The organism is Dactylosporangium sp. NBC_01737 (assembly GCF_035963215.1).
In the GTDB taxonomy this organism is placed as follows: domain Bacteria; phylum Actinomycetota; class Actinomycetes; order Mycobacteriales; family Micromonosporaceae; genus Dactylosporangium.
This window is the reverse complement of record NZ_CP109153.1, coordinates 4,054,496-4,080,787: the sequence shown is the minus strand read 5'-3', so window position 1 is coordinate 4,080,787 and position 26,292 is coordinate 4,054,496. Positions and strand designations below refer to the sequence as shown.

Below are 26,292 nucleotides of genomic sequence, written 5' to 3'. Positions count from 1 at the left end.
CCCGGGCACCAATCAGGGCATCAGTCCGGGCATCAGGGTCCGCCGCAGGGCTACCAGGCGCCGCCGATCCCGCAGCAGGGACGCCCCCAGCAGGGCTACCAGGGGCAGCCGCACCCGCAGCAGGGCTACCCGCCCGTGCCGCAGCAGGGGCGCCCCGGGCCGGGCCGGCACCCGCAGCAGGGGTACGACGACCGGCGCGGCCACGACGGCCCCTATGACGACCGGCGCGACGACGGCAGGCGCGGCCACGACGGCCCGTACGACGACCGGCGCGGCTACGACGGCGGATACGACGACCGGCGCGGGCACGACGGCCCGCCGCCCGGGTACGGCCGCCCGCAGCAGGGCCACGGCCGGCCGCGCAACCCCGCGCTGGACGAGCCGACGGACGAGGTCCCCGCGTGCGCCGCGGCGCCGCCGGCGCGACCGCCCCGGCGGCGGCCCCGCGGGCACGGGCCGGGCCACGGTCTACGGCGCTCCCCGCCGGTGGACGCGCCGATGAGCGCACCGCCGGCCGGCACGACGTACGGCGGGCAGGGCCGCGCCACGGTCTATGGCGCGCCGCAGCAGGGCCGCACCTACGGAGGGCCGCCGCAGGGCGCTGCGCCGGCACGTACGGCGCCCCAGTGCAGGGCGACCCGTCCATGGCCGACGCGCCCGTGTCGTCCGCGCCGGTCTCGGCGGCGCCGCAGTCCCCGGCGCCCGGACACGGGTGGCAGGACGACCTCGCCGACCGGCCGGTGTCCGCGGCCCCCGGGCCCGGCTGGACCGCCGACCCGAACAACCGGCCCGTCTCGGCCGCGCCCGGCCCCGGCTGGAGCGCCGACCCCGGCAACCGGCCCGTGTCCGCCGCGCCCGCCCCCGGCTGGAACGACCCCGGCAACCGGCCCGTCTCGGCGGCGCCCGTGTCGTCGGCGCCGGTCTCGGCGGCGCCCGTCTCCGCGGTACCCGTCTCCGCCGCACCCGTGTCGGCGGTGCCGGTGTCCGCGGCCCCGCAGCAGGCGCGCCCTGGTGACGCCGGAGCCGCTGCCCGCCGACCTGCCGGTCGTCACGGTGGCGCCGATGAGCGCGCCGCCGCTGGTCACCCCGGACGCGCCGTTCAACGCGTTCGGCCCCGCCGAAGGCGGCGGGACGGGCGAGGCGGCAGTGGTCGTACCGGAGCAGCACGAAGAAGCAGAAGGGGCCGCGGCGGTGCAGCAGACCGCGATGGACGCCTACCGGTCCGCGCCGCTCACCGGCGCCGGCGTCGACGGGTTGCAGGCCACCGGCTACCTGCCGATCGTGCGGCCCGGCGCGGAGGGCTTCCCGGCCGAGCTGGCGGCGCTGCTGCCGACCTCGCCGGCGCCGCGACCCGAGGCCAAGGCCGAGGAGACCGCCGGGCCCGACCCGGAGCAGGTGCTCGCCGGGTACGTGTGGCGCTTCGACCCCGACACGCTGCGGGAGCAGGTCGAGGGCGACGAGGTCCAGGAGCTCACCGAGATCCGCGACCTGCTGACCGCGAAGCTCAACGGCGTCGCCGACAACCCGACCCGGGCGCGGCTGCTGAGCCTGCGCGCGGTGGTGTCACGGATCCTCAACGACCTGCCCAAGGCGTTCGCCGACGGCAAGCTCGCCCTCGCGCACGCCGAGGCGACCGGGGAGCTGCGCCGCATCGCGATCGCGCAGGCCCGGCTCGCGCACGTGCTGCAGTGGCGGGAGGAGTTCGACGAGGCCGACCGGCTGTTCACCCTCGCCAACAGCAGCGAGCTGCCGGACCGGCTGCGGGCCACCATGCACCAGCACGCCGGCAAGTGCGCCTACGACCAGGGCCGCTACATGGAGGCGTGCAACCACTTCGAACGGGCCCTCGACCTGCGCAAGGAAGAGGACCCGGAGCTCATCGCGCAGACCGAGCTGGCGCTGGACGCCGTGTTCCGGCGGGTCGCCGAGAAGGGCTGGGGGCCCTACCCGCGCAGCCGCGACGAGATCCTGCAGATCCGCAAGTCGCCGTCGCCGGCGTTCGACGAGCAGACCCAGCGGTGGGGGTACATCGAACCCGACGGCAACTTCTGCATCGGCCCCGGATACCTGGACGTGCAGCCGTTCCGGGACGGCGTCGCGTGGGTGCAGCGGCAGGGCTCGCAGAACTGGGAGCTCATCGACGACACCGGCAAGCTGCTGATCGAGCCCGCCGCCGGGTACCTGGGCGTCGGGAGCTTCTCCGACGGCGTGGCCTGGGTGTCGCGGGACGGCACCAACCGGTGGATCGCGATCGACAAGACCAACGCGGTGCTCATCTCGACCGGGTTCGACGACGTCCGGCCGTTCCGGCGGGGCGTCGCGGCGGTCCGGCGCGGCGAGCACTGGGGCGCCGTGGACAGCATCGGCCGGGTCGTCGTGTCGTTCCAGTACGACGGGTTCGCCACCGCGCTGCTCGACGGGCGGTACATCGACGGGTTCAGTGACGAAGGTCTCGCAGTGGTGTCCCTCGACGGCCGCAAGGGCATCGTGGACCGCTCGGGCCGGGTCCTGGTGCCGCCGGTGCACCACACGCTGATGATCCACCCGGTCGCGTTCCTGTTCGCGGACGACGCGCAGCGGTGGGGCGCCCTGGACCGGCGTGGCCGCACGGTGATCGAGGCCACGTTCCCGAGCCGCATGGGCGTGACGGACGAGATCGACCGCCTGCTCGCCGACACCCGGCCCGTCATGTAGTTACACGCTCGGCCGTCCGGTCCTGTAAGCAAGAGGGTATGGAGTTTCGTCACCTCGGCCGGTCCGGGATGCTCGTCAGCGAGATCTCGTACGGCAACTGGATCACCCACGGCTCACAGGTCGAGGCGGACCAGGCCACCGCCTGCGTCCACGCCGCCCTCGACCTCGGCATCACCACGTTCGACACCGCCGACGTGTACGCCGGCACCCGGGCGGAGGTCGTGCTCGGCGAGGCGCTGAAAGGTCAGCGCCGTGAGGGCCTGGAGATCTTCACCAAGGTCTACTGGCCGACCGGGCCGGGCCGCAACGACCGGGGCCTGTCCCGCAAGCACATCGCCGAGTCGATCAACGGGTCGCTGCGCCGCCTGCAGACCGACTACGTCGACCTGTACCAGGCGCACCGCTTCGACTACGAGACCCCGCTCGACGAGACCATGCAGGCGTTCGCGGACGTCGTACACAGTGGGAAAGCGCACTACATCGGGGTCTCGGAGTGGCGGGCGGACGAGATCCGCGCCGCTTTCGAGCTGGCTCGCGAGCTGAAGATTCAGCTGGTGTCGAACCAGCCGCAGTACTCGGCGCTGTACCGGGTCATCGAGGCCGAGGTCGTGCCGACCTCCGAGGAGCTCGGCATCGGGCAGATCGTGTGGTCGCCGCTCGCGCAGGGCGTCCTCACCGGCAAGTACCTGCCGGGCCAGCCGCCGCCGGCCGGGTCGCGGGCGACCGACGAGAAGTCGGGTGCGCAGTTCATCTCCGCGCTGCTGCGCGACGAGGTGCTGACCGCGGTGCAGCAGCTCAAGCCCCTCGCCGAGCAGGCCGGGCTGACCATGGCCCAGCTGGGTGTGGCGTGGGTGCTGCAGAACCCGAACGTGTCCTCGGCGATCGTCGGCGCGACCCGCCCCGAGCAGCTGCAGGACAACGTGAAGGCGGCGGGCGTGAAGCTCGACGCGGAGCTGCTCAAGCGGATCGACGAGATCCTCGACCCGGTCGTCGAGCGTGACCCGGCCCGGACGCAGAGCCCCGCTCGTCGTCCCTGATCGCTGTCGTTGCTCTGGGGGCCGCCGCTTTTCTGGGGCGGCCCCTTCTCACGACCAGAACTTGAAGAGGGCGTAGCCGTCGGAGACCAGGTAGGACGGCAGGCCGATGACGTCGCCGAGGCCGTAGACGAGATCGAAGAACCATCCGCTGATGACGGGCGAGAAGAACAGCAGCGCGATGAGCAGCAGCATCCCGTAGGGCGCGACGTGGTTGAAGCCGCGCTGCCACTGCGGGCTGAGCCACGGGAACAGCAGGTTGCCGCCGTCGATGCCCGGCACCGGCAGGAAGTTGAGGATGCTCGCGGTCAGCTGCAGGAACGCCAGGAACGCCAGCGCCGCCCAGAACGCGGAGTCACCGCCGTCCAGCCCGAGGCTGAACGGCGCGATCAGCGCCACGGCGAAGAACAGGTTGGTGGCCGGGCCGGCGAAGCTGATCAGGCTGTCCACGGCGCGGCTGCGGATCACCGAGTGGTTGACCCACACCGCACCGCCGGGCAGGCCGATGCCGCCCATCATCAGGAACACCACCGGCAGCACGAAGGACAGCAGCGGGTGGGTGTACTTCAACGGGTCGAGCGTCAGGTAACCGCGGTGTGCCACGTCATGGTCGCCGCCCCGGAACGCGACCAGCGCGTGCGCATACTCGTGCAGGCACAGCGAGACGGTCCAGCCGGTCACGACGAACAGGAACACGTCGATCCGCACGTTGCCGAAGCCGGCCCACGTCATCCATCCGGAGACGCCGAACAGCGCGAGAATGCCCAGGAAGAGCGGGCTCGGCCGGAACGCCTCACGGGGAAGCCCCCCGACGCGGCCCGGCGACCGGCCGAACGACATGCGTCTCAGCCTCCCGCCGGCAACAGGCTCATCTTGTATTCCGTGCGTTCGTCCTCGGCCAGGATCGCCGTCGTTGCGCCCTTGGCGACCAGCTCACGCCAGCTCTGGCCGAGCCAGGACTCCGCGTCGGACTGGCTGGAAAACGCCTCGTTCGGGCCGTCGACCGCCCGGCTCTCAGCGTCTTCGAACTGCCATGTCCACGCCATCAGTCACGCTCCCGTCCCAGGTAGGTAGTTTCGAGCGTATCGGGCTGACGGCGCAGTGCCGATGCCGCCCACCGGAAAGTGAACCCCGGGCCATAAAGTACGGGGCATGCGGTTGCTGGTGCTCGGTGGAATCCGGTCCGGGAAGTCGGAAGTGGCGGAGTCGCTCGTCGCGGACGCGGAGCGGGTGCGCTATGTCGCGACCGCCGCCGAGCTGCCCGGCGGCCTGAGCGACGACGCGTGGTCGGCGCGGCTGGCCAGGCATCGCGAGCGGCGGCCCACCGGCTGGAGCACCGAGGAGATCGGCACCGAGCCAGAGCGCCTCGCGGACCTGCTGCACGCCGCGAAACCCGAGGACGTCCTGCTCGTCGACGACCTCGGCGGCTGGCTCACGGCACTGTTCGACGCCAGCGGCGACTGGTCGGACCCGCACGCCCTGGACGGCCGTATCGGCGCGCTCGGCGACGCCGTGCGGGCCTGCCAGGCCGCGCTGCTGGTCATGGTCGCGCCCGAGGTGGGCCTCGCGGTCATGCCGGTGACCCAGGCGGGACGCACCTTCGCCGACGCCAACGGGCTGCTCAACCAGCGGGTCGCGGCGGCCAGCGACGGGGTCGCCATGGTCGTCGCCGGCGAGGTCACCTGGCTGCGCGGCGGCGACACCGTCGGGCACGCCGGCGGGCGCTTCGTCTCCCCGCCGTCGCCGGTGGTGCAGAGCACGCCGTTCGAGTTCACCGGGGCGGTCGCCGGCGCGGTGCTGTCCACGGCCGACGGCGGCGAGACCCTGTCCTTCCAGCCGGGCATGGAGCTGCCACTGCCCGACGAGTCGACCGCGGCCGAGGCCGCCGAGCGGCTGCTGACCCTCAAGCTCAACGGCGCCGGACTGGGCGGCCTCGTCCCCGTCGTCCGCTTCGCCGGCGGCACCCAGGGCCGGCCCGACCCACGCCCCTGGCAGCAGCCGCGGGTCCTGGTCCTGCGCGGCGACCGGACCGGCGCGTTCGCCGCCGGCGACTCGGCCGCCGCCGCCGACCGGCGCCTCGAAGACGTGGTCGAGGGCACCGGCACCCTGGCGATGCTCGCCGCGACCGCCGGCGCCAGCGTCCAGGCCATCGACTGCCCCGAGGCCGGCCCCGCCGAGCTGCACGACGCCCTCGACGACGGCAGCGTCGACGCGGCCCTCACCCTCGGCTGGCGCCTCGCCGACGCGGCCGCGAACGAGGGCGTCGACCTGCTGGTCCTCGGGCCTGCGGGGCCGGCTCCGACGCGGCGGCCGCGGCGATCGTGGCGGTGCTCACCGGCGGCGAGCCGGCCGCGCTGCTCGGCCGGGTCGTCGACGCATCCGGGTTCGTCGACGACGCCGCCTGGATCCGCAAGGTCGGCGCGATCCGCGACGCCCGCCACCGCATCCGCGCCCGCAGCCGCGAGCCGCACACCGTCCTGTCGATGCTCGGCGGCGGCGACATCGCGGTCGCCACCGGCGTCCTGCTCGGCGCCGCGTCCCGCCGGCTGCCCGTCATGGTCGACGGCCCGGTCGGCATCGCCGCCGGTCTCGTCGCCCGCGACTACGGCGCGCAGACCCGGCACTGGCTGCTGATGGCCGACCACGGCGACAACCCGACCGTGAAGCTCGGCGCCGACGTCCTCGGCGTGACCCCGTTCCTGCAGCTCAAGCTCGCCCTCGGCGAGGGCGGCACGTCCCTGGCGACGCTGCCGCTGGTCAACACGGCGCTGACTCTGGCCGCGGCGACCCCGCAGCGGACCCCGTCGGCCGAGCCGGCCGAGCCCGCCGACGGCCGGACCGAGCAGGAGCGCATCGAGGACGAGATCCAGCGCGTCGTCGCGGACTCCCCCACCGCCGAGATGCCCTACGTGAAACCGTCGTGGGAGGCCTGAGGCTCGCCCTGACCCTCTTCACGGTCGCCCCGCTGGGCGCGTCGCGGGTCGACCGGGCAACGGCGCGCTGGGCGATGATCTTCGCCCCTGTGGCCGGTCTCCTGCTGGGAGTCGTACTGGGCGCCGCGGCCCTCATGCTCCGCCTCGGCGGCGCCTCACCACTGCTGGCCGCCGCCGTGACGGTCGGGCTGTTCGCCCTCAGCACCCGGGCACTGCACCTGGACGGCCTCGCCGACACCGCGGACGGCCTCGGCTCCTACCAGGGCGCCGCAAAAGCCCTCGAAATCATGAAAAAATCGGACATCGGGCCGTTCGGCGTGGTGGCGATCACCGCCGTCCTGCTGATCGACGCGAGCGCGCTGGCCGGCGTCTTCACCCGGCCATGGCCCGAGGCCCTGACCCTGGTGGCGGCGGGCGCGGCGGCCGGCCGCCTCGGCGCGACCGTCGCCTGCCGGGCGGGCCTGCCGGCCGCGCGCCCGGACGGCCTCGGCGCCCTCGTCGCGGAGACGCTCCCCGCGCCGCGGTGACCGGGATCACGCTGCTGCTCGCCGCGGCCGCCGTCCTCGCCGACCCGGTGAGGGGCCGCTGGCGGTGCTGCTCGCGGCAGGGGTCGCCTGGGCCCTGACCCGCCACGCCAGGCGCCGTCTGGGCGGCATCACCGGCGACGTCATCGGCGCCGCGGTCGAGCTCGCCACGATGACCGCTTGGCTGGTCCTCGCGACGACGCCCTGACGCCTGCGCTGCCCGGCTCCGCCTGCCCGGCCTGCGCGGCCCGGCTTCACCCGCCCGCCCTGCCTAGGCCTGCCCGACCCGGCCAGCCCTGCCTGCGCGGCCCGGCTCCCGCCTGCGCGGCCCAGCTTCGCGGCTCGACCCGGCCAGCCCGGCCAGCGCGGCCCGGCTCCCGCCGGCGCGGCCCAGCTTGCGCGGCTCGACCCGGTCTGCCCACCCGGCCCTGCTCGACCCGGCCCTGCTCGACCCGGCCCTGCTCGACCCGGCCCTGCTCGACCCGGCCCTGCTCGACCCGGCCCTGCTCGACCCGGCCCTGCTCGACCCGGCCCGGCTGGGCCGAACCACGCCGCGGACCTCGGTGGCGTAATGGCCGTTGTGCCGGTCGACCGCTGCCTTGGCAACCGTACCGGTGCCACGGAAATTGATCTCCGACGTCGTTGCTGTCCGTAGTTTACGCCGCCCACCGCCCATTCCCGCGAGTGACAGCTAGCGACCGGGCAGGTGCCCACTGCCACCAAGAGGCAGCGGCGTCATCGATCGTCGCCTCGGATGGCACCCAAGAAGCGCCGCCCGGGCACGCCGTCATGATCGAAGGCGCGTGCGGGTCGCCCGGGCAGCCACGGGACGACTTCGATCAGAACTCCCGTGATCAGGCATCGAGGTCCGGCCCCATGCAGGAGCGGAAGGCGTGGATCCGGCGCCCGGGGGAGGACGCCGTGGGGGCATCCTCCCGGACGGGCGGGTCAGCGCACGTTGGACCTACCGTCATGATCGAAGGCGCGTGCGGGTCGCCCGAGCGGCCACGGGGCGACTTCGATCAGAACTCCCATGATCAGGCATCGAAGCCCGGGGCCGTGCGGGAGCGGAAGGCGTGGATCCGGCGCCCGGGGAAGGACGCCGTGGGGGCGTCCTCCCGGGCGGGTGGGTCAGCGGACGTTGGACTTCACGAACGGCGGCTTCACGACGCGGACCTTCGAGCGGCGCCCGCGCACGTCCAGGGCGATCTCCGCCCCCTCGGACACCCCCGCCGCCGTGTCGATCAGGGCGAGCCCGATCCCCACCTTGCGCGTCGGGGAGAACGTGCCGCTGGTCACCTCGCCGATCGGGGTGTCGCCCTCGGCCGGCAGGACGGTCATGTGGGCGCGCGGGATGCCCCGGTCCAGGGCCTCGACGCCCCACAGCAGGCGGCGCGGGCCGGTGGCCTTCTCCGCGAGCAGCGCGTCGCGGCCCCAGAACTGCTCCTTGCCCCAGCCCACGGCCCAGCCGGAGCGGGCCTGGACGGGGCTGATCTGCGGCGACAGGTCCTGGCCGTGCAGTGGGTAGCCCATCTCGGTGCGCAGCGTGTCGCGGGCTGCCAGGCCGCACGGGCGGGCGCCGGCGGCGATGACCGCGTCCCAGAGGCTGTGCGCGTCGTGGGAGGGCACGACCAGTTCGTAGCCGTGCTCGCCGGTGTACCCGGTCCGGCAGACCACGACGTCGCTGCCCTGGAACGCGGACACGGTGAAGCTCATGTAGTCGTGGTCGGTGGGCAGGCCGATCCCGTCGAGGAGCTCCTTGGAGCGGGGGCCCTGGACCGCGAGAACGGCGAAGATCTCGTGCTGGTCGACCACGCTGATCCCGTTCGGGGCCGCCGCGACGAGCCGCCGGACCACTTCGGCGGTGTTCGCCGCGTTGGGGATCAGGAAGATGTCGTCGTCGCCGAACCGGTACGCGATGAGGTCGTCCACCACGCCGCCGTCGTCGTTCAGGCACAGGGTGTACTGGGCCTGACCTGCGGAGATACGATTGAGGTCGTTGCTGAGGCAGCGGTTGACGAAGTCGGCCGCGCCGCGGCCGCGCACCCGGGCCTTGCCCAGGTGCGACACGTCGAACACGCCGGCGTCCTCCCGGACGGCCGTATGCTCCTTGAGCACGCCGCCTCCGGCGTATTCCAGGGGCATGTCCCAGCCACCGAACGCCGCGAACTTGGCACCGAGCGCCGCATGGCGGTGATACAACGCGGGGTGCCGCAAGGGTTGCGTCATGCCCGCAACCTATCGCGTTGGTTATCGTGTCCAGCACCCGAATCGGCGGCATGCTGAAGGTGCGGTGCAGCCGCAGTGAACGCTGACGCAGAACACCATCAGTGATGTGGAGCCCGAGTGACCGCCCTGAACCTGGTCGACACCGACCCCGCCGAGCTCGCCGTCGACGCTGTCGTCGTCGGCGTCTACGCACACGACGGCGGTGACACCAAGCTGCTGCTCGCCTCCGGTGCGGAGAGTGTCGCGGCGGCGTTCAGCGACCGGCCGGGTGGCGGGCTGGCCGAGACGCTGCGTGTGCTCGGCGCGACCGGCGCGGTCGGTGAGGTGACGAAGGTCGCCGCGTTCGGTGCCGTGGCGGCGCCGCTGGTCGTGGCCGTCGGGCTCGGGCCGGAGCCGGCCGGGGCCGCCCCGGCGGCGGAGACGCTGCGGCGGGCCGCCGGTGCCGCGACGCGGGCGCTGGCCGGGTCGGCGTCCGTGGCGATGGTGCTGCCGCTGTCCGACCGGGACGCGCCCACCGACGAGGAGCTGACCGCCGGGGTGCGGGCCGTCGCCGAGGGTGCCGTGCTGGGGGCGTACCGCTTCGCCGGGTACAAGACGAAGGCGTCGGCGGCACGCAAGGACCCGGTGCGCAAGGTCGTGCTGCACGTGCCGGACGCGGCGGCGCGCCTGGCCAAGGCCGCGGTGAAGCGCTCCGGGACCGTCACGGCGGCGGTGACCCGCACCCGCGACTGGATCAACACCGCGCCGAACGAGCTGCGGCCGCCGCAGTTCGCCGCGCAGGCCGCGGAGGCCGCGACCAACGCGCAGCTGGACGTGACCGTCCTGGACGAGAAGGCCCTGGCCAAGGGCGGATACGGCGGCATCCTCGCCGTCGGCCTGGGCTCGGCGGCGGCGCCGCGGATGGTGCGCATCGCGTACGAGCCGGCGGGTGCGACCCGGCGGGTGGCGCTGGTCGGCAAGGGCATCACGTTCGACACCGGCGGCGTGTCGATCAAGCCGGCGCAGGGCATGTGGGAGATGAAGTCCGACATGGCCGGCGCGGCGGCGGTCGTGTCGACGATGATCGCGATCGCGGCGCTGAAGCCGAAGGTCGCCGTGGTGGCGTACGCGCCGATGGCCGAGAACATGGCCTCCGGCAGTGCGTACCGGCCGGGCGACGTGGTGACGATGTACAACGGGCACAAGGTCGAGGTGCTCAACACCGACGCCGAGGGCCGCATGATCCTCGGCGACGCGATCGCCCGCGCCTGCGAGGACGAGCCGGACTACCTGTTCGAGGTGTCGACGCTGACCGGCGGGCAGGTCATCGCGCTGGGCAAGCGGATCGCCGGGGTCATGGGCACGCCGGAGCTGTGCGACCGGGTCCGCGACGCCGGTGACCTGGCCGGCGAGCCGGCGTGGCCGATGCCGCTGCCGGAGGACGTGCGCAAGGGCATGGACTCCGAGGTCGCCGACATCTCGCAGGTCAACGCGGGCATGGACCGGGCCGGGCACATGCTGCAGGGTGGCGTGTTCCTGTCCGAGTTCGTCGCCGAGGGCGTCCAGTGGGCGCACATCGACATCGCCGGGCCGAGCTACCACTCCGGGGAGGCGTTCGGCTACTGGGCCAAGGGCGGCACCGGCGTGCCGGTGCGCACCCTGATCGGCCTGGTCGAGCAGATCGCCGCAGAAGGGTAGATCGCCGCAGAAGGGTGGACCGCCGCAGCAGGGTGGACCGCCGCAGAGGGGTGGACCGCCGCAGCAGGGTGGACCGCCCCGGCGGGGCAGGCCGCCGCGGCGGGGTCAGGCGCGCTTGTTGCGGGCGTTGTAGTCGCGCATCCGCTGCGGGTACCCCACCAGCGCCACGTCGTAGATCGGCATGCTCAGCCTGTGCGCGAACTGCCGCGCCGCCTGCGGGTCGTCCACACGGCGGCGGGTCCATTCGCCGTCGTGTGCGATCAGCAACAGTGTCGTTTCGGTCACTGTGGTGCGGGGCTCGATGAACCCTTCGACGCCCCGCCGTGACCGGACGAACTCCTCCAGGTGCCGCAGATCATCACGGCTCGCGGTGCGCCCACCTGCGGCGGGCTTGCGTCGGCGGAACCAGGCCACGATCCGTTTCCCTCCCCGTGACGATCCCCTGCGAGCGGGCGCCCAGCGTACGACGTAAGGGCACCTACCGTCGCAGGCGAGGAGCAGTGGTGACAAGATGGCCAAGGATCGTCATGCCATCACGGACCCAACAGGTCCGTGCATCACCTGGGAGAATTCGTGAGCGACCCACACGCCAACTCCTTCGACGTCCTGATCCTGGGCGGCGGCAGCGGCGGCTACGCGGCGGCGTTCCGCGCGGCGCAGCTGGGCCTGTCCGTCGGCCTGGTCGAGAAGGACAAGCTCGGCGGCACCTGCCTGCACCGTGGCTGCATCCCGACCAAGGCGCTGCTGCACGCCGGTGAGGTCGCCGACGCGACCCGTGAGGCGGAGCAGTTCGGCGTTCAGGCGACGTTCAACGGCGTCGACATGAAGGCGGTCAACGCCTACAAGGACGGTGTCGTCAGCAAGCTCTACAAGGGGCTGCAGGGGCTGGCGAAGGCCCGCAAGGTGACGCTGATCGAGGGCGAGGGGCGCCTCGTCGGGCCGGACGCGGTCGACGTCGGCGGCACCCGGTACCAGGGGAAGAACGTCGTGCTGGCGACCGGTTCCTACTCCAAGACCCTGCCGGGCCTGGAGATCGACGGCGAGCGGGTGATCACCAGCGAGCACGCCCTGACCCTGGACCACGTGCCCGCGTCGGCGGTGATTCTCGGCGGCGGCGTCATCGGCTGCGAGTTCGCCAGCGCGTGGAAGTCCTTCGGGGTGGACGTGACGATCGTCGAGGCCCTCCCGCGGCTCATCGCGGTCGAGGACGAGGCGAGCTCCAAGGCCGTGGAGCGGGCGTTCCGCAAGCGCGGCATCGCGTTCAAGGTCGGCAAGCCGTTCGAGAGCGTCGAGCGCACCGACGCCGGCGTCCGCGTGAAGATCCAGGGCGGCGACACGATCGAGGCCGAGCTGCTGCTCGTCGCCGTCGGCCGCGGCCCCACGACCGCCGGCCTCGGCTACGAGGAGCAGGGCGTCAAGATGGAGCGCGGCTTCGTGATCACCGACGAGCGCCTGCGCACCAGCGTCCCGGGGGTGTACGCGGTCGGCGACATCGTGCCTGGCGTCCAGCTCGCGCACCGCGGCTTCCAGCAGGGCATCTTCGTCGCCGAGGAGATCGCCGGGCAGCACCCGCAGGTGATCGACGAGGCCGGCATCCCGCGCGTGACGTATTCCGAGCCTGAGGTCGCCTCCGTCGGGCTCAACGAGTCGAAGGCCCGCGAGCTGCACGGCGACAAGATCGAGACGGTGCAGTACGACCTGTCCGGCAACGGCAAGAGCCAGATCCTGAAGACCGCCGGCTTCGTGAAGCTGGTGCGGGTCAAGGACGGCCCGGTCGTCGGCGTCCACATGGTGGGCGCGCGCGTGAGCGAGCTGATCGGCGAGGGCCAGTTGATCTACAACTGGGAGGCGTTCCCGGGCGACGTCGCCCCGCTCGTGCACATGCACCCCACGCAGAACGAGGCGATCGGTGAGGCGTTCCTGGCGCTCGCCGGCAAGCCGCTGCACGTCCACTGATCATCTGGGACCCGACCGCCACAAGCACTGTTCGAGGAGACTGTTCATATGCCGGTATCGGTCACCATGCCCCGGTTGGGCGAGAGCGTCACTGAGGGCACCGTCACCCGCTGGTTGAAGCAGGAGGGCGACCAGGTCGAGGCCGACGAGCCGTTGCTCGAGGTCTCCACCGACAAGGTCGACACGGAGATCCCGTCACCGGCCGCCGGGGTGCTCACGCGCATCGTGGTGCAGGAGGACGAGACCGTCGAGGTCGGCGCCGAGCTGGCCGTCATCGCCGACGCCGGTGACGCGGCCGCCTCCGGTGACGCCGCGCCCGCCGAGGAGCCTGCCGAGGAGCCCGCCGCCGAGGAGGCCGCGGAGGAGCCCGAAGCCGAGGCGCCCGCCGAGGAGCCCGCCGCCGAGGAGGCCGCACCCGCCGCGCCCGCCGCTTCCGGTGAGACCACGTCGCTGAAGATGCCGGCGCTGGGCGAGTCGGTCACGGAGGGCACCGTCACCCGCTGGCTCAAGCAGGTCGGCGACGCCGTCGAGGCCGACGAGCCGCTGCTGGAGGTCTCCACCGACAAGGTCGACACGGAGATCCCGTCCCCGGTCGCCGGCACGCTGCTGGAGATCAAGGTCAACGAGGACGAGACCGTCGAGGTCGGCGCCGAGCTGGCCGTCATCGGTGCCGCCGGCGGCGCCCCGCAGGCCGCCGCGCCCGCACCCGCGCAGCCGAAGCCCGCCGCCGAGCCCAAGCCGGAGCCCAAGCCGGAACCCAAGGCCGAGGCGAAGCCGGAGCCGAAGCAGGCCGCGGCGCCGGCGCAGTCGGCCGCCCCGGCGCCCGCGCAGCCGGCACAGACCAGGCCGGCCGCCGCCGCGCCGGTCGCCGCCGGCCAGGGCACCACGGTCACCGCCAACGGCAAGGTCGACGGCGACGAGGCCGGCTACGTGACGCCGCTGGTGCGCAAGCTCGCCGCCGAGCACGGCGTCGAGCTGTCGTCGCTGTCCGGCACCGGTGTCGGCGGGCGCATCCGCAAGCAGGACGTCCTCGACGCGGCCGCCAAGGCGAAGGAGGCCGCCGCGGCACCCGCTCCGGCCGCCCCGGCCGCCGCCACGAAGCAGGCCGCCCCGGCGGCGAAGGCGGCGCCGAGCCCGCTGCGCGGCCAGACGCAGAAGCTGACCCGCATGCGGGCGCTGATCGCCCGCCGCATGGTCGAGTCGCTGCAGGTGTCGGCGCAGCTGACCACCGTCGTCGAGGTCGACGTCACCAAGGTGGCGAAGCTGCGGGCCCGGGCCAAGCAGCAGTTCCTCGACACGCACGGCGTGAAGCTGTCGTTCCTGCCGTTCTTCGCCCTCGCGGCGGTCGAGGCCCTGCGGGTGCACCCGTCGGTGAACTCCTCGATCGACCTGGAGGCGGGCACCGTCACGTATCACGACGCCGAGCACCTCGGCATGGCCGTCGACACCGAGAAGGGGCTCATCGTCCCGGTCATCCGCAACGCGGGCGACCTCAACCTCGGTGGCCTGGCCAAGCGGATCGCGGACGTGGCCGAGCGGACCCGGACCAACAAGCTCAACCCCGACGACATCACCGGTGGCACGTTCACGCTGACCAACACCGGCAGCCGCGGTGCCCTGTTCGACACGCCGATCATCAACCAGCCGCAGGTGGCCATCCTGGGCACCGGCGCCGTCGTCAAGCGGGCCGTCGTCATCAACGACCCGGAGCTCGGCGAGATCATCGCGCCGCGTTCGATGGTGTACCTGGCGCTGTCCTACGACCACCGCATCGTGGACGGCGCCGACGCCGCCCGCTTCCTCACCACCGTCAAGGAGCGCCTCGAGGGCGGCAACTTCGAGGCCGACCTCGGCGTGTAACACCGGACCGCGGGAAGGGGGCGCCTCAGGGCGCCCCTTTTTCGTTGCGTCGAATTGTGGTTCGAGGGCGGCGACTGGGCAAGATGACCGCATGCAGATCCTCATCGCGGGCGCGTCCGGCTTCCTCGGCGGGCGGCTCGTGCCGCACCTGCGCGCCGCCGGGCACCAGGTCACGCAGCTCGTTCGCCGGCCCGCCCGCAACCCGGGTGAGCTGCGCTGGGACCCGGCCGCCGGGCTGCTGGACGCGGCCGCCGTGGCCGGCAGCGACGCGGTGATCAACCTGGCCGGCGCCGGTGTCGGCGACCGGCGGTGGACCGAGCAGTACAAGCGGACGCTGCTGACCAGCCGGGTCGACACGACCGCGACCCTCGCGAAGGCGATCGCGGCCGCCGAGCCGCGCCCCCGGGTGCTGCTCAACTCCTCCGCCGTGGGGTTCTACGGCGACACCGGCGACCGCGCGGTCGACGAGCAGTCCCCCGCCGGCGACGGGTTCCTCGCGGACCTGTGCAAGGTGTGGGAGGCCGCGACCCGGCCCGCGGAGGACGCCGGGGCACGGGTGGCGCTGCTGCGCACCGGCTTCCCCCTGGCAAAGGACGGCGGGCTGCTCAAGCCGCTGTACCTGCAGTTCAAGCTGTTCGCCGGCGGCCGGATGGGCAGCGGCCGGCAGTACCTGCCGTGGATGTCGCTGCCGGACTGGCTGGACGCGGTCATGTTCACCCTCGAGCGTGAGATCTCCGGCCCGGTGAACCTCACCGGGCCCGAGCCGGTGACCAACGCCGCGTTCTCCGCGGCCCTGGCGAAGGTGCTGCACCGGCCGAGCCTGCTGCCGGTGCCGGGCATCGCGCTGAAGGTCGCCGTCGGCGAGTTCGGCGGGGAGGCCCTGGCCAGCCAGCGGGTCCTGCCGGGGGTCCTGGTGCGCGAGGGTTTCCCGTTCGCGCACCGGACCATCGAGGCGGCGCTTCAGCAGGCCGTGTCGGCCACCACGTAGAAGTTCGGGCCGGTCTGCTGCAGGCCGTGCGTGGTGAACACGTTGTACAGGCCCATCGCCTGGTTGGAGCCGTTCGCGTACGTGTACCCACCGCTCATGTGTGCCCGGCCGGCGGTGACGTGCGCGTAGTTCGACGCCCGGACGCAAGGACCGGCGGTCGGGGTCGGCGAAGCGGTCGGCGACGCCGTCGGGGAAGCGGTCGGGGAAGCGGTCGGCGACGAGGGGGCGCCACCGTCGAGACCCCAGTCGCGGGCCTGGTAGTACGACGAGCAGATGGTGTCCTTGTAGTAGGTGCCGGCCGTGCCGCACTGCTCCGTGGCGCTGCCCGGGTCGACCGGTGTCGCGTGGGTCATGCCCGACACCAGGTACACCTTGACCTTGTCGCCGTAGTTCGCGAGCGAGGTACCGCCGGGCAGCGACGACGTGGAGGTCGGCGTCTGCGACACACCGAGGACGTTCGTCCACTGGTCCCGCAGCTCCGTCGCGTTCGCCGGGGCGACCGTGGTGTCCGACGTGCCGTGCCAGATCGACACCCGGGGACGGGCGCCGCTGTAGCCGCTGTACGCCCCGCGGACCAGGTCACCCCAGGCCGCCGGGGTCTTGTCGACGCCCGGGTTCATGCAGCCGAAGGCGCTCGTCGTCGAGGTCGCGCAGCGGTACGGCAGGCCCGCCATGATCGCGCCGCCGGCGAACACGTCGGGGTACGTGGCGAGCATCACGGCGGTCATGGCGGCACCGGCGGACAGGCCCGTCACGTACACCCGGCCGCGGTCGACCTGGTAGTTGGTGGCGGCGTAGTCGACCATCTGCTTCACGGAGAGGGCCTCGCCGCCGCCCCGGGCGGTGTCGCCGGTCTCGAACCAGTTGAAGCAGCTGGAGCTGTTGTTGGCGGACTTCTGCTCCGGCAGCACCAGCGCGAAGCGCCACAGGTCGGCGTATTTGCGCCAGCCGGCGTTGGTGAAGTAGTCCGTCGCGTTCTGGGTGCAGCCGTGCATGGCCACGACCAGCGGCGCGTTCGCCGGCAGGCCGTCGGGGCGGTAGCTGTACATGGTGAGGTTGCCGGGGTTCGAGCCGAAGCCGGACACCGCGGTCAGCGTCGCGGCATAGGCGGGTGTGGAGACGACGGTCAATCCGATGGCGGTGGCGACGGCGGCGATCACGGGCAGCAGGAAACGCAGGATGCGGGGCATGGCGGTGCCCTTCCTCTCGGGGGATGCCCACGCTAGGTGTGATGCTGCACGCACCACTATGTCCGTTGTCCACACATTCTCGGCCGGTGGGCGTGAGCGTTAGGCTGAGGCGTGACCAGCATTCTGGGTTTTGAGGTGAAGCGGGCCGGTCTCGTCGACTACGAGACGGCCCTGGCCGAGCAGCGGCGGATCCACGAGTCCGTCGCGGACGGCACGGCACCGGACACGGTGCTGCTGTTGGAGCACCCCAGCGTCTACACCGCCGGCAAGCGGACCGAGCCCGCGGACCGGCCGTTCGACGGCACCCCGGTCGTCGACGTCGACCGCGGCGGCAAGATCACCTGGCACGGCCCGGGGCAGCTGGTCGGCTACCCCATCGTGCGGCTGGCGGATCCGATCGACGTGGTGGCCTACGTGCGCCGCATGGAGCAGGTCCTCATCGACGTGTGCGCCGAGTTCGGCCTGGCCACGGTGCGGGTCGTGGGGCGCAGCGGGGTGTGGGTCGCCGCCGACGGGCGCGGGCCCGACCGCAAGGTCGCCGCGATCGGCATCCGGGTCGCCCGGGGGGTGACGCTGCACGGCTTCGCCATCAACGCCGACTGTGACCTGTCGCGCTACGACGTCTTCGTCCCGTGCGGCATCCGCGACGCGGGTGTCACGTCACTGTCGGCGGAGCTGGGCCGCGACGTCACCGTCGAGGAGGTCCTGCCGGTGGTCGAGCGGCACCTCACGACGCTGTTCCAGGCGTCGCGGGAAGGCTGACCCGGTAGGCGACCACGGGGATCAGCTCCGGGTCGACGTCGTCGAGGCGGTCGTGGCCGGCGCAGCTGAAGCCGATCAGGGCCTGCAGCGACCGGTCGCCGAGCTCGACCGGGTGCTCGACGGCCGCCTCGAAGGCCAGCGGCTCGCCCTCGTCCTCCAGCACGCCCGGGTCGGCGCAGACGCTCAGCGCGCGCAGCAGCGTACCGTCACGCCACACGCCGAAGCTGCACCATTCGGCGTCGCTGTGCGCGGCGTGCAGCAGGACCTGCCTGCGCCCGGACGCCTCGAGCACCGCGGGGGCGAGCTGCGAGGGCCGCTGCGGCGTCAGCGTCCAGCTGCACACCAGGTCGAGGCCGGTGAAGCAGCCGACGTACACGACGTCCCGGGGTGGGTTGAGCGCGTCGGCGAGCAGCTCGTCGCCGATCTCCTCCACGGCCGCGCCCGGGAACAGCCGCTGCGCGAGCAGGCGGGTCGCGGGCTTGTCCAGCACGGGACAGGCCCGCAGGACATCGATGGGGTTGCCGTCGGAGTAGACCACCAAGGTGTCGTTGAACGCCACGGTTGCGTGATTGCCTGGTGTACGGATCTGGAAACCTCGCAGACGTGACGTCAATCGCGTTCCCGACGGCTGGGCAGGCCCCGGGCGTAGGCTTTCCCGTGTGACAGCCGTAGTTCCGGAAGGCCGTCGTCTGCTGCGCATCGAAGCGCGTAACGCGGAGACGCCGATTGAGCGCAAGCCGCCGTGGATCAAGGTCTCCGCGAAGATGGGGCCTGAATACACGCACCTGCGAGGCCTCGTGCAACGCGAGGGCCTCCACACGGTGTGCCAGGAGGCGGGCTGTCCCAACATCTACGAGTGCTGGGAAGACCGTGAGGCGACGTTCCTCATCGGCGGCGACCAGTGCACCCGGCGGTGCGACTTCTGCCAGATCGACACCGGCAAGCCGGCCGAGTTCGACGCCGACGAGCCGCGCCGGGTCGCGGAGTCGGTGGCGACGATGGGCCTGCGCTACGCGACGGTGACCGGTGTCGCCCGCGACGACCTGCCCGACGGTGGCGCCTGGCTGTATGCCGAGACCGTCCGGCAGATCCACGGCCTGGTCGACGGCTGCGGCGTGGAGCTGCTCATCCCCGACTTCAACGGCGAGCCGAAGCTGCTCGGCGAGGTCTTCGACGCCAGGCCCGAGGTGCTCGCGCACAACGTCGAGACGGTGCCGCGGATCTTCAAGCGGATCCGTCCGGCGTTCCGCTACGACCGCTCCCTCGACGTGCTGACCCAGGCCCGCACCGCCGGCCTGGTCACCAAGTCCAACCTGATCCTGGGCATGGGCGAGGAGCGGGCCGAGGTGTCCCAGGCGCTGCGGGACCTGCACGAGGCCGGCTGCGAGCTGGTGACCATCACGCAGTACCTGCGGCCGACCCCGCGGCACCACCCGGTGGAGCGCTGGGTGAAGCCCGAGGAGTTCGTCGAGCTGGCGCAGGAGGCCGAGCAGATCGGCTTCGCCGGGGTGCTCAGCGGTCCCCTGGTGCGTTCGTCCTACCGGGCGGGCCGGCTCTACCGGCAGGCCCTGGACAGCCGGGCGCTGAAGGCTTGACCGTCTCCCACTAGACTCGGAGACATGGCAAAGGCCCAGGAGCCGGAGAAGGTCTCCTTCTTCACTCGGCTCAAGCAGATCGGCATGGTGTTCTCCTTCACCGCCAAGCGCGACAAGCTGTTCGTCCCGCTTGTCCTGGTGGTGATCCTCGTGCCGCTCATCGCCGTCGGCGTGGCTGTAGCCCTCGGCGTTTCCTGGGTGTGGGCGCCGATCGGCGTCCTGGCCGCGCTGCTGGGCACGGTGATCGTGCTCAACCTGCGCTCGCAGAAGGCGATGATGCGGGAGGCCGAGGGCCAGCCCGGCGCGGCCGCCTCGATCATCGAGAACATGCGCGGCGATTGGCGGGTCACCCCGGCGATCGTCTCCACGACGCAGTTCGACATGGTGCACCTGGTCATCGGCCGGCCCGGCGTGATTCTGCTCGGCGAGGGCAACCCGTCGCGGGTCCGCGGCCTGATCAACCAGGAGCGCCGCCGCCTGGTGAAGGTCATCGGCAACGCCGACCTGCGCGACTTCGTCATCGGCAACGAGGAGGGCCAGCTGCCCCTCGCGAAGCTGCGCAACACGCTCGTCCGGCTGCCGCGCACGATCACCGGCAAGGACGTCAACGCGCTCGACAAGCGGCTCACCGCGCTGTCGGCGCGCCCGCAGATGCCCCGCGGCGCGATGCCGAAGAACATGAAGCCGCCGAAGGGCGCGTTCAAGGCGATGCGCGGCCGCTGAGGCCGCCCTATGAGGCCGTCGGCACCGTGGTGACGATCCACGAGCCGGCGGCCTTGTCGTGCAGCCCACGGCCGTCCTTGTCCATGATCAGCGCCGGGACGGCCAGCAGCAGCAACGCGCCCCGCAGGATCGCCCTGGGCACCCCGATAGGTCCGCCTGTGGCCATTGACACACACCGGATGCGCAGCAGCCGCATCCCGAGCGTCTGGCCGAAGAAGCCGAGGAACAGCCCGTACACCACCAGCAGCAGCCCGGGCGCGAGCCATGGCGCATCGACGGGATCTGCGAACGCGCTGCTGATGAGCAGGCACAGCAGCCAGTCGACGAGCAGCGCACCGAACCGTCGGGACAACGATGCCGCGGTGAGTTCCACGGCGGGTCAGCCTACCGAACCGTCACACGTCGATGATCTGCCCGAACCTCCTGCGCCGAAACACAGTGGAAACAATCGAGACATGCCCGGGCAATCGCGCAGTTCTACGGTCGCGACCAACCAGCCACCTTCACACTGAAGTGATCACCACGACTGGCATTGCCTGCGACCTGGAGGACGAGTGTTCGCCAATTCTGACGAGCTGCTGCGATACGTGAAGGACGAGGGCGTCCGCTTCGTCGACGTTCGCTTCTGTGACCTGCCGGGCGTCATGCAGCACTTCAATGTCCCCGCCGAGTCGTTCGACGAGAGCGTGTTCAGCGACGGCCTCGCGTTCGACGGTTCGTCCATCCGTGGCTTCCAGGCGATCCACGAGTCGGACATGATGCTGCTGCCCGACGCGACGTCGGCCTTCATCGACCCGTTCCGGGTCGAGAAGACCCTGGCGCTCAACTTCTTCATCCACGACCCGTTCACGCGTGAGGCCTACTCGCGTGACCCGCGCAACGTGGCGAAGAAGGCCGAGGCGTACCTGAAGTCGAGCGGCGTCGCGGACACCGCCTACTTCGGCGCCGAGGCCGAGTTCTACATCTTCGACTCGATCCGGCACGAGACCTCGGCCAACCAGTCGTTCTACTACATCGATTCGGTCGAGGGCTGGTGGAACTCCGGCAAGGACGAGCCGGGTGGCAACCGCGGCTACAAGACCGCCTACAAGGGTGGCTACTTCCCGGTCCCGCCGCTGGACCACTACTCGGACCTGCGTGACCAGATGGTCCAGCGCCTCATCGGCGCCGGCTTCGTCGTGGAGCGCTCGCACCACGAGGTCGGCACCGCCGGCCAGGCCGAGATCAACTACCGCTTCGGCACGCTGCTGCAGGCCGGCGACCAGATGCAGCTGTTCAAGTACCTGATCAAGAACACCGCGTGGGCCGCCGGCAAGAGCGCGACGTTCATGCCCAAGCCGCTCTTCGGCGACAACGGCTCCGGCATGCACACCCACCAGTCCCTCTGGCTGGGCGGCGAGCCGCTGTTCTACGACGAGGCCGGCTACGGCGGCCTGTCGGACATCGCCCGCTGGTACATCGGTGGCCTGCTGCACCACGCGCCGTCGCTGCTCGCGTTCACCAACCCGACGGTCAACTCCTACCGCCGCCTGGTCCCCGGCTACGAGGCCCCGGTCAACCTGGTCTACTCGCAGCGCAACCGCTCCGCCTGCACCCGTATCCCGGTCACGGGCACGAACGCCAAGGCCAAGCGCGTCGAGTTCCGCGTGCCGGACCCCTCGGCCAACGTCTACCTGGCCTTCTCCTCGATGATGATGGCCGGCCTCGACGGCATCAAGAACAAGATCGAGCCGCCGGCGCCGATCGACAAGGACCTCTACGACCTTCCGCCGGAGGAGGTCGCCAACGTCAAGCAGGTCCCCGGCTCGCTCGACCAGGTCCTCAGCTCCCTGGAGGCCGACCACGGCTTCCTCCTCGAGGGTGGCGTCTTCACCCAGGACCTGATCGACACCTGGATCTCCTACAAGCGCGCCAACGAGGTCGACCCGGTGCGCCTGCGCCCGACCCCGCACGAGTTCGCGATGTACTACGACGTGTAAGCAGTGTTAGCGCTCTGACCTGGGCCTCGACCCGCTGACAAGATCGCGGGAACAGATCCGGTACAACGCACGGGACGGCGGTCATGTCCGGCGCTCAGCCGGTATGGCCGCCGTTTCGCGTGTACCGAGCGCCTCGTCAACGAGCGAACGGGTCCGGTCGAGCACGTCGGGCCATTCGTGCGCGTACGTGTTGAGGGTGACGGTCGGCGTGGAGTGGCCGAGTGCCAACTGGACCGTCTTGACGCTGGCGCCGGCATGGATGAGCAGGGTCGCGAAGTAGTGCCGCAGTCCATGGAAGCCCCACCGGTCCGGCAGGCCCACCGGGATCCGGGCGGTTGCCCAGGTGCGGGAGAAGGTGGCCGCGTTGATCGGGTCGCCGCTGGCACCACGGAACAGCAGGTGCGCCGGTCGCCGAGTGGGGCGGCGGGGGTCGGTGTCGTCGTCAATGTCGACCGGATCGACGCCGTCTTGCAGGTGGGCATCGAGTGCGTTCCACACCAGTTTGGGCAGCTCGACCGTTCGCACGCTTGTCTTGGTCTTCACCGGTCCCAGGAACGGGGTGCGCCCCTTTAACACCTTCAGTTGCCGCCGGACGTGCAGCTCCTGCGCGCCGAAGTCGACGTCGCCCGCCTCCAGGCCGAGGACCTCGCCGAGACGCAGACCGCAGCCGGCGGCGATGTAGACCATCGGAGCGAGTCTGACGGGCAGCAGATCGGCGATCCGATGGATCTGCGCCGGGGACGGGATGAACCGGGGTGAGCCGTCGAGATCGGGCAGGCGGACGTCCACACACGGGTTTGCCGCGATGCGCCGGTCCCGCACGGCGGCGCTCATCATGGCGTTGAGGTAGCCGAACACGACTCTGATCGTCGACGGGGCGAGTTCCCCGGCGCGGTCCTTCACCCATCCCTGGATGTGGCTGTGTCGGATCCGGCCGATTTGCTGCCCGCCGAGCTGGGGGACGATGTGCAGCCGTACGGCATGCTCCACCCGGATTGTGGTGCTGTCGTTGTGCAGCTGCGAGGAGCGCCACTCCCCCGCCCATTCGGCCAGCGTGATCCGGCCGGCGCGGTCGTCGATGTACTGGCCTCGGCTGAGGTCCGCATGGACGTTGGCGTCATGCCGTTCGGCGTCGCTCTTGCGTTCGAAGAGCTGCGCGCGCTCGGCGCCACGGTCATCGACCCAGCGGACCCGCCATCGCTTGCCCCGACCGTGCCGTTTGGACGGGATGCGCTGGCCGTCAGCGGCGCGCTTGGCCAGGTACCAGAGATCGTCGACGGCCATGGCTACGCCGCCTGGCTGTCGAGCCAGGTTTCGACGTCGACGGCGCGATACCGCAGGTGGCGGCCGACCTTGATGGCGCGGGGGCCGGTGCGGTGATAGCGCCACTGGTAGAGGGTGGCCTGCGGAATACGCAGGTACGCGGCGACCTCGTCGACGGTGAGGAGGTGACCTCTGCCCTGGTCGGCGGCCGGTTGGCGGGGACGGGTCGTGCTCATGGTGGGTGGTCTCACTTTCGGTCACGAGGGGTCAGGCGGCGGCCGGGACGGCCGGGGTGGCGCCGAGTTCATGTGCGAGCTCCTGTCTGCCGATGTCGCGTCGAGCGCGGGCGAGGGCGGCGCTGGTGTTGGCGAGGAGGGCATCGCCGAAGCTGCGCCATCCGGCGCCGGCGAAGGTGAGCGTGCCGATAATGACGACGGTGTCGTCGTCGTGCTCGTCGGCGATGCGGATCGGTTCGGGCTGGCCGCCTGGTTGGGTGCGGCGGAACGTGATCCGGGTGGCGCGCAGGTGCGCGAAGGTGACGGAATAGCGGCGGGCCTTGGTCAGGAAGTGACCGCCGTAGCCGAGCATGTGCGCCCATCTGCGCAGCCGCAAGTACGGGTTGTCGCTGCTCGTCGACGTGTCTTGGCCAGCGGTTTTGGCGTCAAGGCGGGGTTGACAGGTCGGCTCGCATGTCCGGCAGACGGCCAGTCGGGTCCGGGTGCCGCAGGTGCGGCAGGTCCACGGCGAGCGGAGCCGGTTCGCGGGGCGGTCTTTCGACGGGCGTTCCCGCAGGGGCTGGCGGGGTCCCGTGGGTCGGCCGAGGGTCCAGCAGGCGTGGACGAGCCGGGCGATGTGGTCGCCTTCGGGGTCGGCGTAGCGGTCGATGGTGTCGCTGGTGATGCGGGTGGAGTTGTGGCCAGCGGCTTCGGTGGCCTTGGTGGCGTACTTGGCGAGGTAGCCGGCGGTCTTGGTGTCGGTGACGGAGGCGTCTCCGCGTAGGGCGAGCTGCTCGACGTCGACCTGTTCGCCCCAGGTGACGGACCAGCCGTCCGGGCGGTCCGCGTGGGCGGGGGTGGTGTAGGCGGCGTGGGCGACGGCTGCGCGGACGGCGGCCTCAAGGTCGTCGACGGTGATCCCGGGCGGGGGTGGTACGACGGCAGCCGGGTCGAAGGTGTCGACGCCGTCGAGGCGGAGCAAGGCGTGGAAGTGCACCGCGGCGCGGCGTTGCATCTCGGCGACCTTGCCGTGTGAGACCCGGACCGGGGGCGCGATGCGGGTGCGGCCGGTGGCGGTGACGACCGTGGTGAAGGGGATGCGGCGCTGGCGGCAGAGGTGTTCGAGGTGGCGTTCGATGGCCTGTTTGGTGCGGTGCCAGAGCTTCCCGGCGAAGGCATTGAAGACGGCGTGCCCGGTGTAGTCGTAGCAGTCCAGGCACAGTGGCTGGCCGAGTTGGGGGTCGTCGGCGGTGTGGCGGCGCCAGCAGACGGCGGGCCGGTCGTGTTCGCACACACCGACGGCGCGGCGGGCGTGACACGGCTCCGGTCGACAGGTGCAGCGGTCCTTCCGGGTGCAGGTGTGGACCTTGACACACCGCGTGTGAACGGGACCGAACGACGGTGCGGTGAGGGTCGCGAAGACGGCGGGGTGCTGGGCGACGGTGGCGGGGACGCCTTTGCCGCCGACGAGTCCGGCGCGGAGCAGCTGGTAGGCGTCGGCCTGGTAGGTGCGGGCGCAGGAGGGGCAGAGGGCGTGGCGTCGGTTGCCGCAGGCCTTATAGATGGCGGTGTCGGGCATCGTGTCGGTGGAGCGGTGGCCGATGATTTCGGCGCTGTCCGGGCTGGCACGCCGCACGGTGTAGACGTCGCCGGTCAGGCGGATCGGGCGGGTGCAGCCGGCGGCGGCTTGGACGTGGTCGAGCCAGGTGAAGTAGTCGGATTGGGCGGCGCGGGTGAGGGCTTGGCCATGGGTGATGTAGTCGAGGACGGGTTCGGCGTTCGACACCGCACCCCGGACGGTGTTGGCCCGGGGTGTGGTGTCCAGCGTCGATCCGGTCACGCGGCGGCCTCGCGGGTCGGGGCGTGGGCGGTGCGTGGGTGGCAGAGCAGGTGGGTGCCCCAGTCGGCGAGGACCGCGTTGAGCGGTTCGCCGCAGACCGAGCAGGTCGTCGGTGCGGTGTGGATGGTGGCGCGTGGGCACGGCTCTGCGGCACCGAGGTGTTCGACGGTGATGGTGCCGACGGTGATGACGGTGCGGCAGGCGCTGCACTGCCGGTGCGCTGGCTGTTGTCGGCTGCAGGCGATCGATACGGTGCGGTTGCCGCAGCGGATGGTGACGGGGGCGAGGCAGGGGCGGCCTTCGGTGATGTGGACGACGGTCCGGGCGATGTCGATCGGGTGCGGGTCGGGGTCGGCCGGGCAAGTATGGGTGCGGTGGTGTTCGTCGACGCGGTAGATGCTCATCGGGGCAGCCCGATGGCGAGGGTGCATGGTTGGCCGCAGATGTCTGCGGCGTTGCGCATGTCCTGGCAGGCGGTGTAGACGTCGATGTCGGCTCGGAGGGTGGTCGCGTTGCGGGTCCAGTCGATGGCCGTGATCTGCGGTTGGGTGGCGATGTGGTGGACGCAGTAGTCGCACAGGCCGTGAGCGGTCAGAGCGAGGCCGCTACTGACGTGGGTAAGGGTGTAGAGGTCGGTCATCCGGCCGTGCTCGTCGGGTAGGACGGTGATGGCGAGGCCGGGGTGGACGAGTCGGCCGGTGGTGGTGATGACGCGGTCGCCGTCGATGTCGCGGAACTGGACCGGTACCGCCACGGTGGTGTTGGGCATGGTGGCTCCATCTCGCGTGTGTGAACGGGGTTGGCCGGTTGGGAGCCCGCCGGTTGTGGTG

24 protein-coding genes and 2 pseudogenes are annotated in these 26,292 nt (G+C 71.8%); 13 read left to right on the top strand and 13 right to left on the bottom strand.

Annotated features, from left to right (window positions below; genetic code table 11):
• Positions 1-12: 12 nt before the first annotated feature.
• Complete coding sequence (locus OHA72_RS18485) at positions 13-351, bottom strand: hypothetical protein (protein WP_327009057.1); 339 nt, start codon at positions 349-351, stop codon at positions 13-15.
• Positions 352-1,011: 660 nt separating this feature from the next.
• Here OHA72_RS18485 and OHA72_RS18480 point away from each other — a divergent pair.
• Together OHA72_RS18480 and OHA72_RS18475 are read left to right on the top strand one after the other, a co-directional pair.
• Positions 1,012-2,694: a WG repeat-containing protein gene (locus OHA72_RS18480; RefSeq protein WP_327009056.1), complete on the top strand. Its 1,683-nt coding sequence runs from the start codon at positions 1,012-1,014 to the stop codon at positions 2,692-2,694.
• Positions 2,695-2,732: 38 nt separating this feature from the next.
• Positions 2,733-3,731 (top strand): aldo/keto reductase family protein, encoded by a 999-nt coding sequence (locus OHA72_RS18475; protein ID WP_327009055.1) that lies wholly within the window; start codon positions 2,733-2,735, stop codon positions 3,729-3,731.
• A gap of 48 nt (positions 3,732-3,779) precedes the next feature.
• Here the strand turns inward: OHA72_RS18475 and OHA72_RS18470 are convergent, their stop codons facing one another.
• Together OHA72_RS18470 and OHA72_RS18465 are read right to left on the bottom strand one after the other, a co-directional pair.
• On the bottom strand, positions 3,780-4,568 hold the full coding sequence (locus OHA72_RS18470; protein WP_327009054.1) for a site-2 protease family protein: 789 nt from the start codon (positions 4,566-4,568) through the stop codon (positions 3,780-3,782).
• 5 nt (positions 4,569-4,573) lie between these two features.
• Positions 4,574-4,774, bottom strand: coding sequence for a hypothetical protein (locus OHA72_RS18465; RefSeq protein WP_203852623.1), 201 nt, complete (start codon positions 4,772-4,774; stop codon positions 4,574-4,576).
• A gap of 106 nt (positions 4,775-4,880) precedes the next feature.
• On the opposite strand from OHA72_RS18465, the pseudogene OHA72_RS64690 reads away from it, so the two are divergent.
• The 3 genes and pseudogenes from OHA72_RS64690 to OHA72_RS18445 all read left to right on the top strand — a co-directional run bounded on the left by OHA72_RS64690 (position 4,881) and on the right by OHA72_RS18445 (position 7,757).
• Positions 4,881-6,661, top strand: a pseudogene (locus OHA72_RS64690) (bifunctional adenosylcobinamide kinase/adenosylcobinamide-phosphate guanylyltransferase).
• A pseudogene (locus OHA72_RS18450) lies at positions 6,649-7,393 on the top strand (adenosylcobinamide-GDP ribazoletransferase). Before OHA72_RS64690 ends, OHA72_RS18450 begins: the two co-directional pseudogenes overlap by 13 nt.
• A gap of 187 nt (positions 7,394-7,580) precedes the next feature.
• Positions 7,581-7,757 (top strand): hypothetical protein, encoded by a 177-nt coding sequence (locus OHA72_RS18445; RefSeq protein ID WP_327009052.1) that lies wholly within the window; start codon positions 7,581-7,583, stop codon positions 7,755-7,757.
• 559 nt (positions 7,758-8,316) lie between these two features.
• Here the strand turns inward: OHA72_RS18445 and gcvT are convergent.
• A complete protein-coding gene (gcvT, locus tag OHA72_RS18440; RefSeq protein ID WP_327009051.1) occupies positions 8,317-9,414 on the bottom strand; it encodes a glycine cleavage system aminomethyltransferase GcvT in 1,098 nt (365 codons plus the stop codon).
• Positions 9,415-9,531: 117 nt separating this feature from the next.
• On the opposite strand from gcvT, the gene OHA72_RS18435 reads away from it, so the two are divergent.
• Positions 9,532-11,091 (top strand): leucyl aminopeptidase, encoded by a 1,560-nt coding sequence (locus OHA72_RS18435; RefSeq protein WP_327009050.1) that lies wholly within the window; start codon positions 9,532-9,534, stop codon positions 11,089-11,091.
• A gap of 105 nt (positions 11,092-11,196) precedes the next feature.
• Here OHA72_RS18435 and OHA72_RS18430 read toward each other — a convergent pair whose 3' ends face one another.
• Positions 11,197-11,505, bottom strand: a complete 309-nt coding sequence (locus OHA72_RS18430) for a hypothetical protein (RefSeq protein WP_327009049.1) — start codon at positions 11,503-11,505, stop codon at positions 11,197-11,199.
• Between the two features lie 159 nt (positions 11,506-11,664).
• On the opposite strand from OHA72_RS18430, the gene lpdA reads away from it, so the two are divergent.
• The 3 genes from lpdA (at position 11,665) to OHA72_RS18415 (ending at position 15,895) form a co-directional block, all read left to right on the top strand.
• A complete protein-coding gene (gene lpdA / locus OHA72_RS18425; RefSeq protein WP_327009048.1) occupies positions 11,665-13,047 on the top strand; it encodes a dihydrolipoyl dehydrogenase in 1,383 nt (460 codons plus the stop codon).
• Positions 13,048-13,095: 48 nt separating this feature from the next.
• Positions 13,096-14,907, top strand: coding sequence for a 2-oxoglutarate dehydrogenase, E2 component, dihydrolipoamide succinyltransferase (gene sucB / locus OHA72_RS18420; protein WP_327009047.1), 1,812 nt, complete (start codon positions 13,096-13,098; stop codon positions 14,905-14,907).
• A gap of 91 nt (positions 14,908-14,998) precedes the next feature.
• Complete coding sequence (locus tag OHA72_RS18415) at positions 14,999-15,895, top strand: TIGR01777 family oxidoreductase (protein WP_327009046.1); 897 nt, start codon at positions 14,999-15,001, stop codon at positions 15,893-15,895.
• Here OHA72_RS18415 and OHA72_RS18410 read toward each other — a convergent pair.
• On the bottom strand, positions 15,868-17,085 hold the full coding sequence (locus tag OHA72_RS18410) for an extracellular catalytic domain type 1 short-chain-length polyhydroxyalkanoate depolymerase (RefSeq protein WP_327009045.1): 1,218 nt from the start codon (positions 17,083-17,085) through the stop codon (positions 15,868-15,870). The genes OHA72_RS18415 and OHA72_RS18410 overlap by 28 nt on opposite strands.
• A 111-nt stretch (positions 17,086-17,196) precedes the next feature.
• Here OHA72_RS18410 and lipB point away from each other — a divergent pair, with 111 nt between their 5' ends.
• Positions 17,197-17,847 carry a lipoyl(octanoyl) transferase LipB gene (lipB, locus tag OHA72_RS18405; protein ID WP_327009044.1) on the top strand — a complete coding sequence of 217 codons (651 nt, stop codon included), beginning with the start codon at positions 17,197-17,199 and terminating at the stop codon, positions 17,845-17,847.
• Here lipB and OHA72_RS18400 read toward each other — a convergent pair.
• A complete protein-coding gene (locus OHA72_RS18400) occupies positions 17,813-18,406 on the bottom strand; it encodes a DUF6928 family protein (RefSeq protein ID WP_327009043.1) in 594 nt (197 codons plus the stop codon). The genes lipB and OHA72_RS18400 overlap by 35 nt on opposite strands.
• A 100-nt stretch (positions 18,407-18,506) precedes the next feature.
• On the opposite strand from OHA72_RS18400, the gene lipA reads away from it, so the two are divergent.
• Together lipA and OHA72_RS18390 are read left to right on the top strand one after the other, a co-directional pair.
• Positions 18,507-19,442: a lipoyl synthase gene (gene lipA / locus OHA72_RS18395; protein ID WP_327009042.1), complete on the top strand. Its 936-nt coding sequence runs from the start codon at positions 18,507-18,509 to the stop codon at positions 19,440-19,442.
• Positions 19,443-19,466: 24 nt separating this feature from the next.
• A complete protein-coding gene (locus OHA72_RS18390; protein WP_327009041.1) occupies positions 19,467-20,165 on the top strand; it encodes a DUF4191 domain-containing protein in 699 nt (232 codons plus the stop codon).
• A 7-nt stretch (positions 20,166-20,172) separates the two neighbouring features.
• Here the strand turns inward: OHA72_RS18390 and OHA72_RS18385 are convergent, their stop codons facing one another.
• Positions 20,173-20,538 carry an RDD family protein gene (locus tag OHA72_RS18385; protein WP_327009040.1) on the bottom strand — a complete coding sequence of 122 codons (366 nt, stop codon included), beginning with the start codon at positions 20,536-20,538 and terminating at the stop codon, positions 20,173-20,175.
• A 181-nt stretch (positions 20,539-20,719) separates the two neighbouring features.
• Between OHA72_RS18385 and glnA the strand changes: the two genes are divergently transcribed.
• On the top strand, positions 20,720-22,144 hold the full coding sequence (gene glnA, locus OHA72_RS18380) for a type I glutamate--ammonia ligase (protein WP_327009039.1): 1,425 nt from the start codon (positions 20,720-20,722) through the stop codon (positions 22,142-22,144).
• Between the two features lie 81 nt (positions 22,145-22,225).
• On the opposite strand, the gene OHA72_RS18375 is transcribed toward glnA, so the two are convergent.
• Genes OHA72_RS18375 through OHA72_RS18355 form a run of 5 tightly spaced genes read right to left on the bottom strand, consistent with a single transcriptional unit; the run spans position 22,226 to position 26,231 of the window.
• The gene (locus OHA72_RS18375; protein WP_327009038.1) at positions 22,226-23,428 is read right to left on the bottom strand and encodes a tyrosine-type recombinase/integrase; all 1,203 of its coding nucleotides are present in this window, start codon (positions 23,426-23,428) and stop codon (positions 22,226-22,228) included.
• A 2-nt stretch (positions 23,429-23,430) separates the two neighbouring features.
• The gene (locus tag OHA72_RS18370) at positions 23,431-23,643 is read right to left on the bottom strand and encodes a helix-turn-helix transcriptional regulator (RefSeq protein WP_327009037.1); all 213 of its coding nucleotides are present in this window, start codon (positions 23,641-23,643) and stop codon (positions 23,431-23,433) included.
• A gap of 31 nt (positions 23,644-23,674) precedes the next feature.
• On the bottom strand, positions 23,675-25,462 hold the full coding sequence (locus tag OHA72_RS18365) for a replication initiator (protein ID WP_327009036.1): 1,788 nt from the start codon (positions 25,460-25,462) through the stop codon (positions 23,675-23,677).
• Positions 25,459-25,866 carry a hypothetical protein gene (locus OHA72_RS18360; RefSeq protein WP_327009035.1) on the bottom strand — a complete coding sequence of 136 codons (408 nt, stop codon included), beginning with the start codon at positions 25,864-25,866 and terminating at the stop codon, positions 25,459-25,461. The genes OHA72_RS18365 and OHA72_RS18360 overlap by 4 nt, the downstream gene beginning before the upstream one ends.
• Positions 25,863-26,231: a hypothetical protein gene (locus OHA72_RS18355; protein ID WP_327009034.1), complete on the bottom strand. Its 369-nt coding sequence runs from the start codon at positions 26,229-26,231 to the stop codon at positions 25,863-25,865. Before OHA72_RS18355 ends, OHA72_RS18360 begins: the two co-directional genes overlap by 4 nt.
• Positions 26,232-26,292: the final 61 nt, after the last annotated feature.

Excerpts from the sequence above, each read along its gene's own strand:
- OHA72_RS18475 (WP_327009055.1), top strand. The coding sequence starts at position 2,733 with ATGGAGTTTCGTCACCTCGGCCGGTCCGGGATGCTCGTCAGCGAGATC.
- OHA72_RS18470 (WP_327009054.1), bottom strand. The coding sequence starts at position 4,568 with ATGTCGTTCGGCCGGTCGCCGGGCCGCGTCGGGGGGCTTCCCCGTGAG.
- OHA72_RS18465 (WP_203852623.1), bottom strand. The coding sequence starts at position 4,774 with ATGGCGTGGACATGGCAGTTCGAAGACGCTGAGAGCCGGGCGGTCGAC.
- gcvT (WP_327009051.1), bottom strand. The coding sequence starts at position 9,414 with ATGACGCAACCCTTGCGGCACCCCGCGTTGTATCACCGCCATGCGGCG.
- sucB (WP_327009047.1), top strand. The coding sequence starts at position 13,096 with ATGCCGGTATCGGTCACCATGCCCCGGTTGGGCGAGAGCGTCACTGAG.
- OHA72_RS18415 (WP_327009046.1), top strand. The coding sequence starts at position 14,999 with ATGCAGATCCTCATCGCGGGCGCGTCCGGCTTCCTCGGCGGGCGGCTC.
- OHA72_RS18410 (WP_327009045.1), bottom strand. The coding sequence starts at position 17,085 with ATGCCCCGCATCCTGCGTTTCCTGCTGCCCGTGATCGCCGCCGTCGCC.
- OHA72_RS18390 (WP_327009041.1), top strand. The coding sequence starts at position 19,467 with ATGGCAAAGGCCCAGGAGCCGGAGAAGGTCTCCTTCTTCACTCGGCTC.
- OHA72_RS18375 (WP_327009038.1), bottom strand. The coding sequence starts at position 23,428 with ATGGCCGTCGACGATCTCTGGTACCTGGCCAAGCGCGCCGCTGACGGC.
- OHA72_RS18370 (WP_327009037.1), bottom strand. The coding sequence starts at position 23,643 with ATGAGCACGACCCGTCCCCGCCAACCGGCCGCCGACCAGGGCAGAGGT.
- OHA72_RS18360 (WP_327009035.1), bottom strand. The coding sequence starts at position 25,866 with ATGAGCATCTACCGCGTCGACGAACACCACCGCACCCATACTTGCCCG.
- OHA72_RS18355 (WP_327009034.1), bottom strand. The coding sequence starts at position 26,231 with ATGCCCAACACCACCGTGGCGGTACCGGTCCAGTTCCGCGACATCGAC.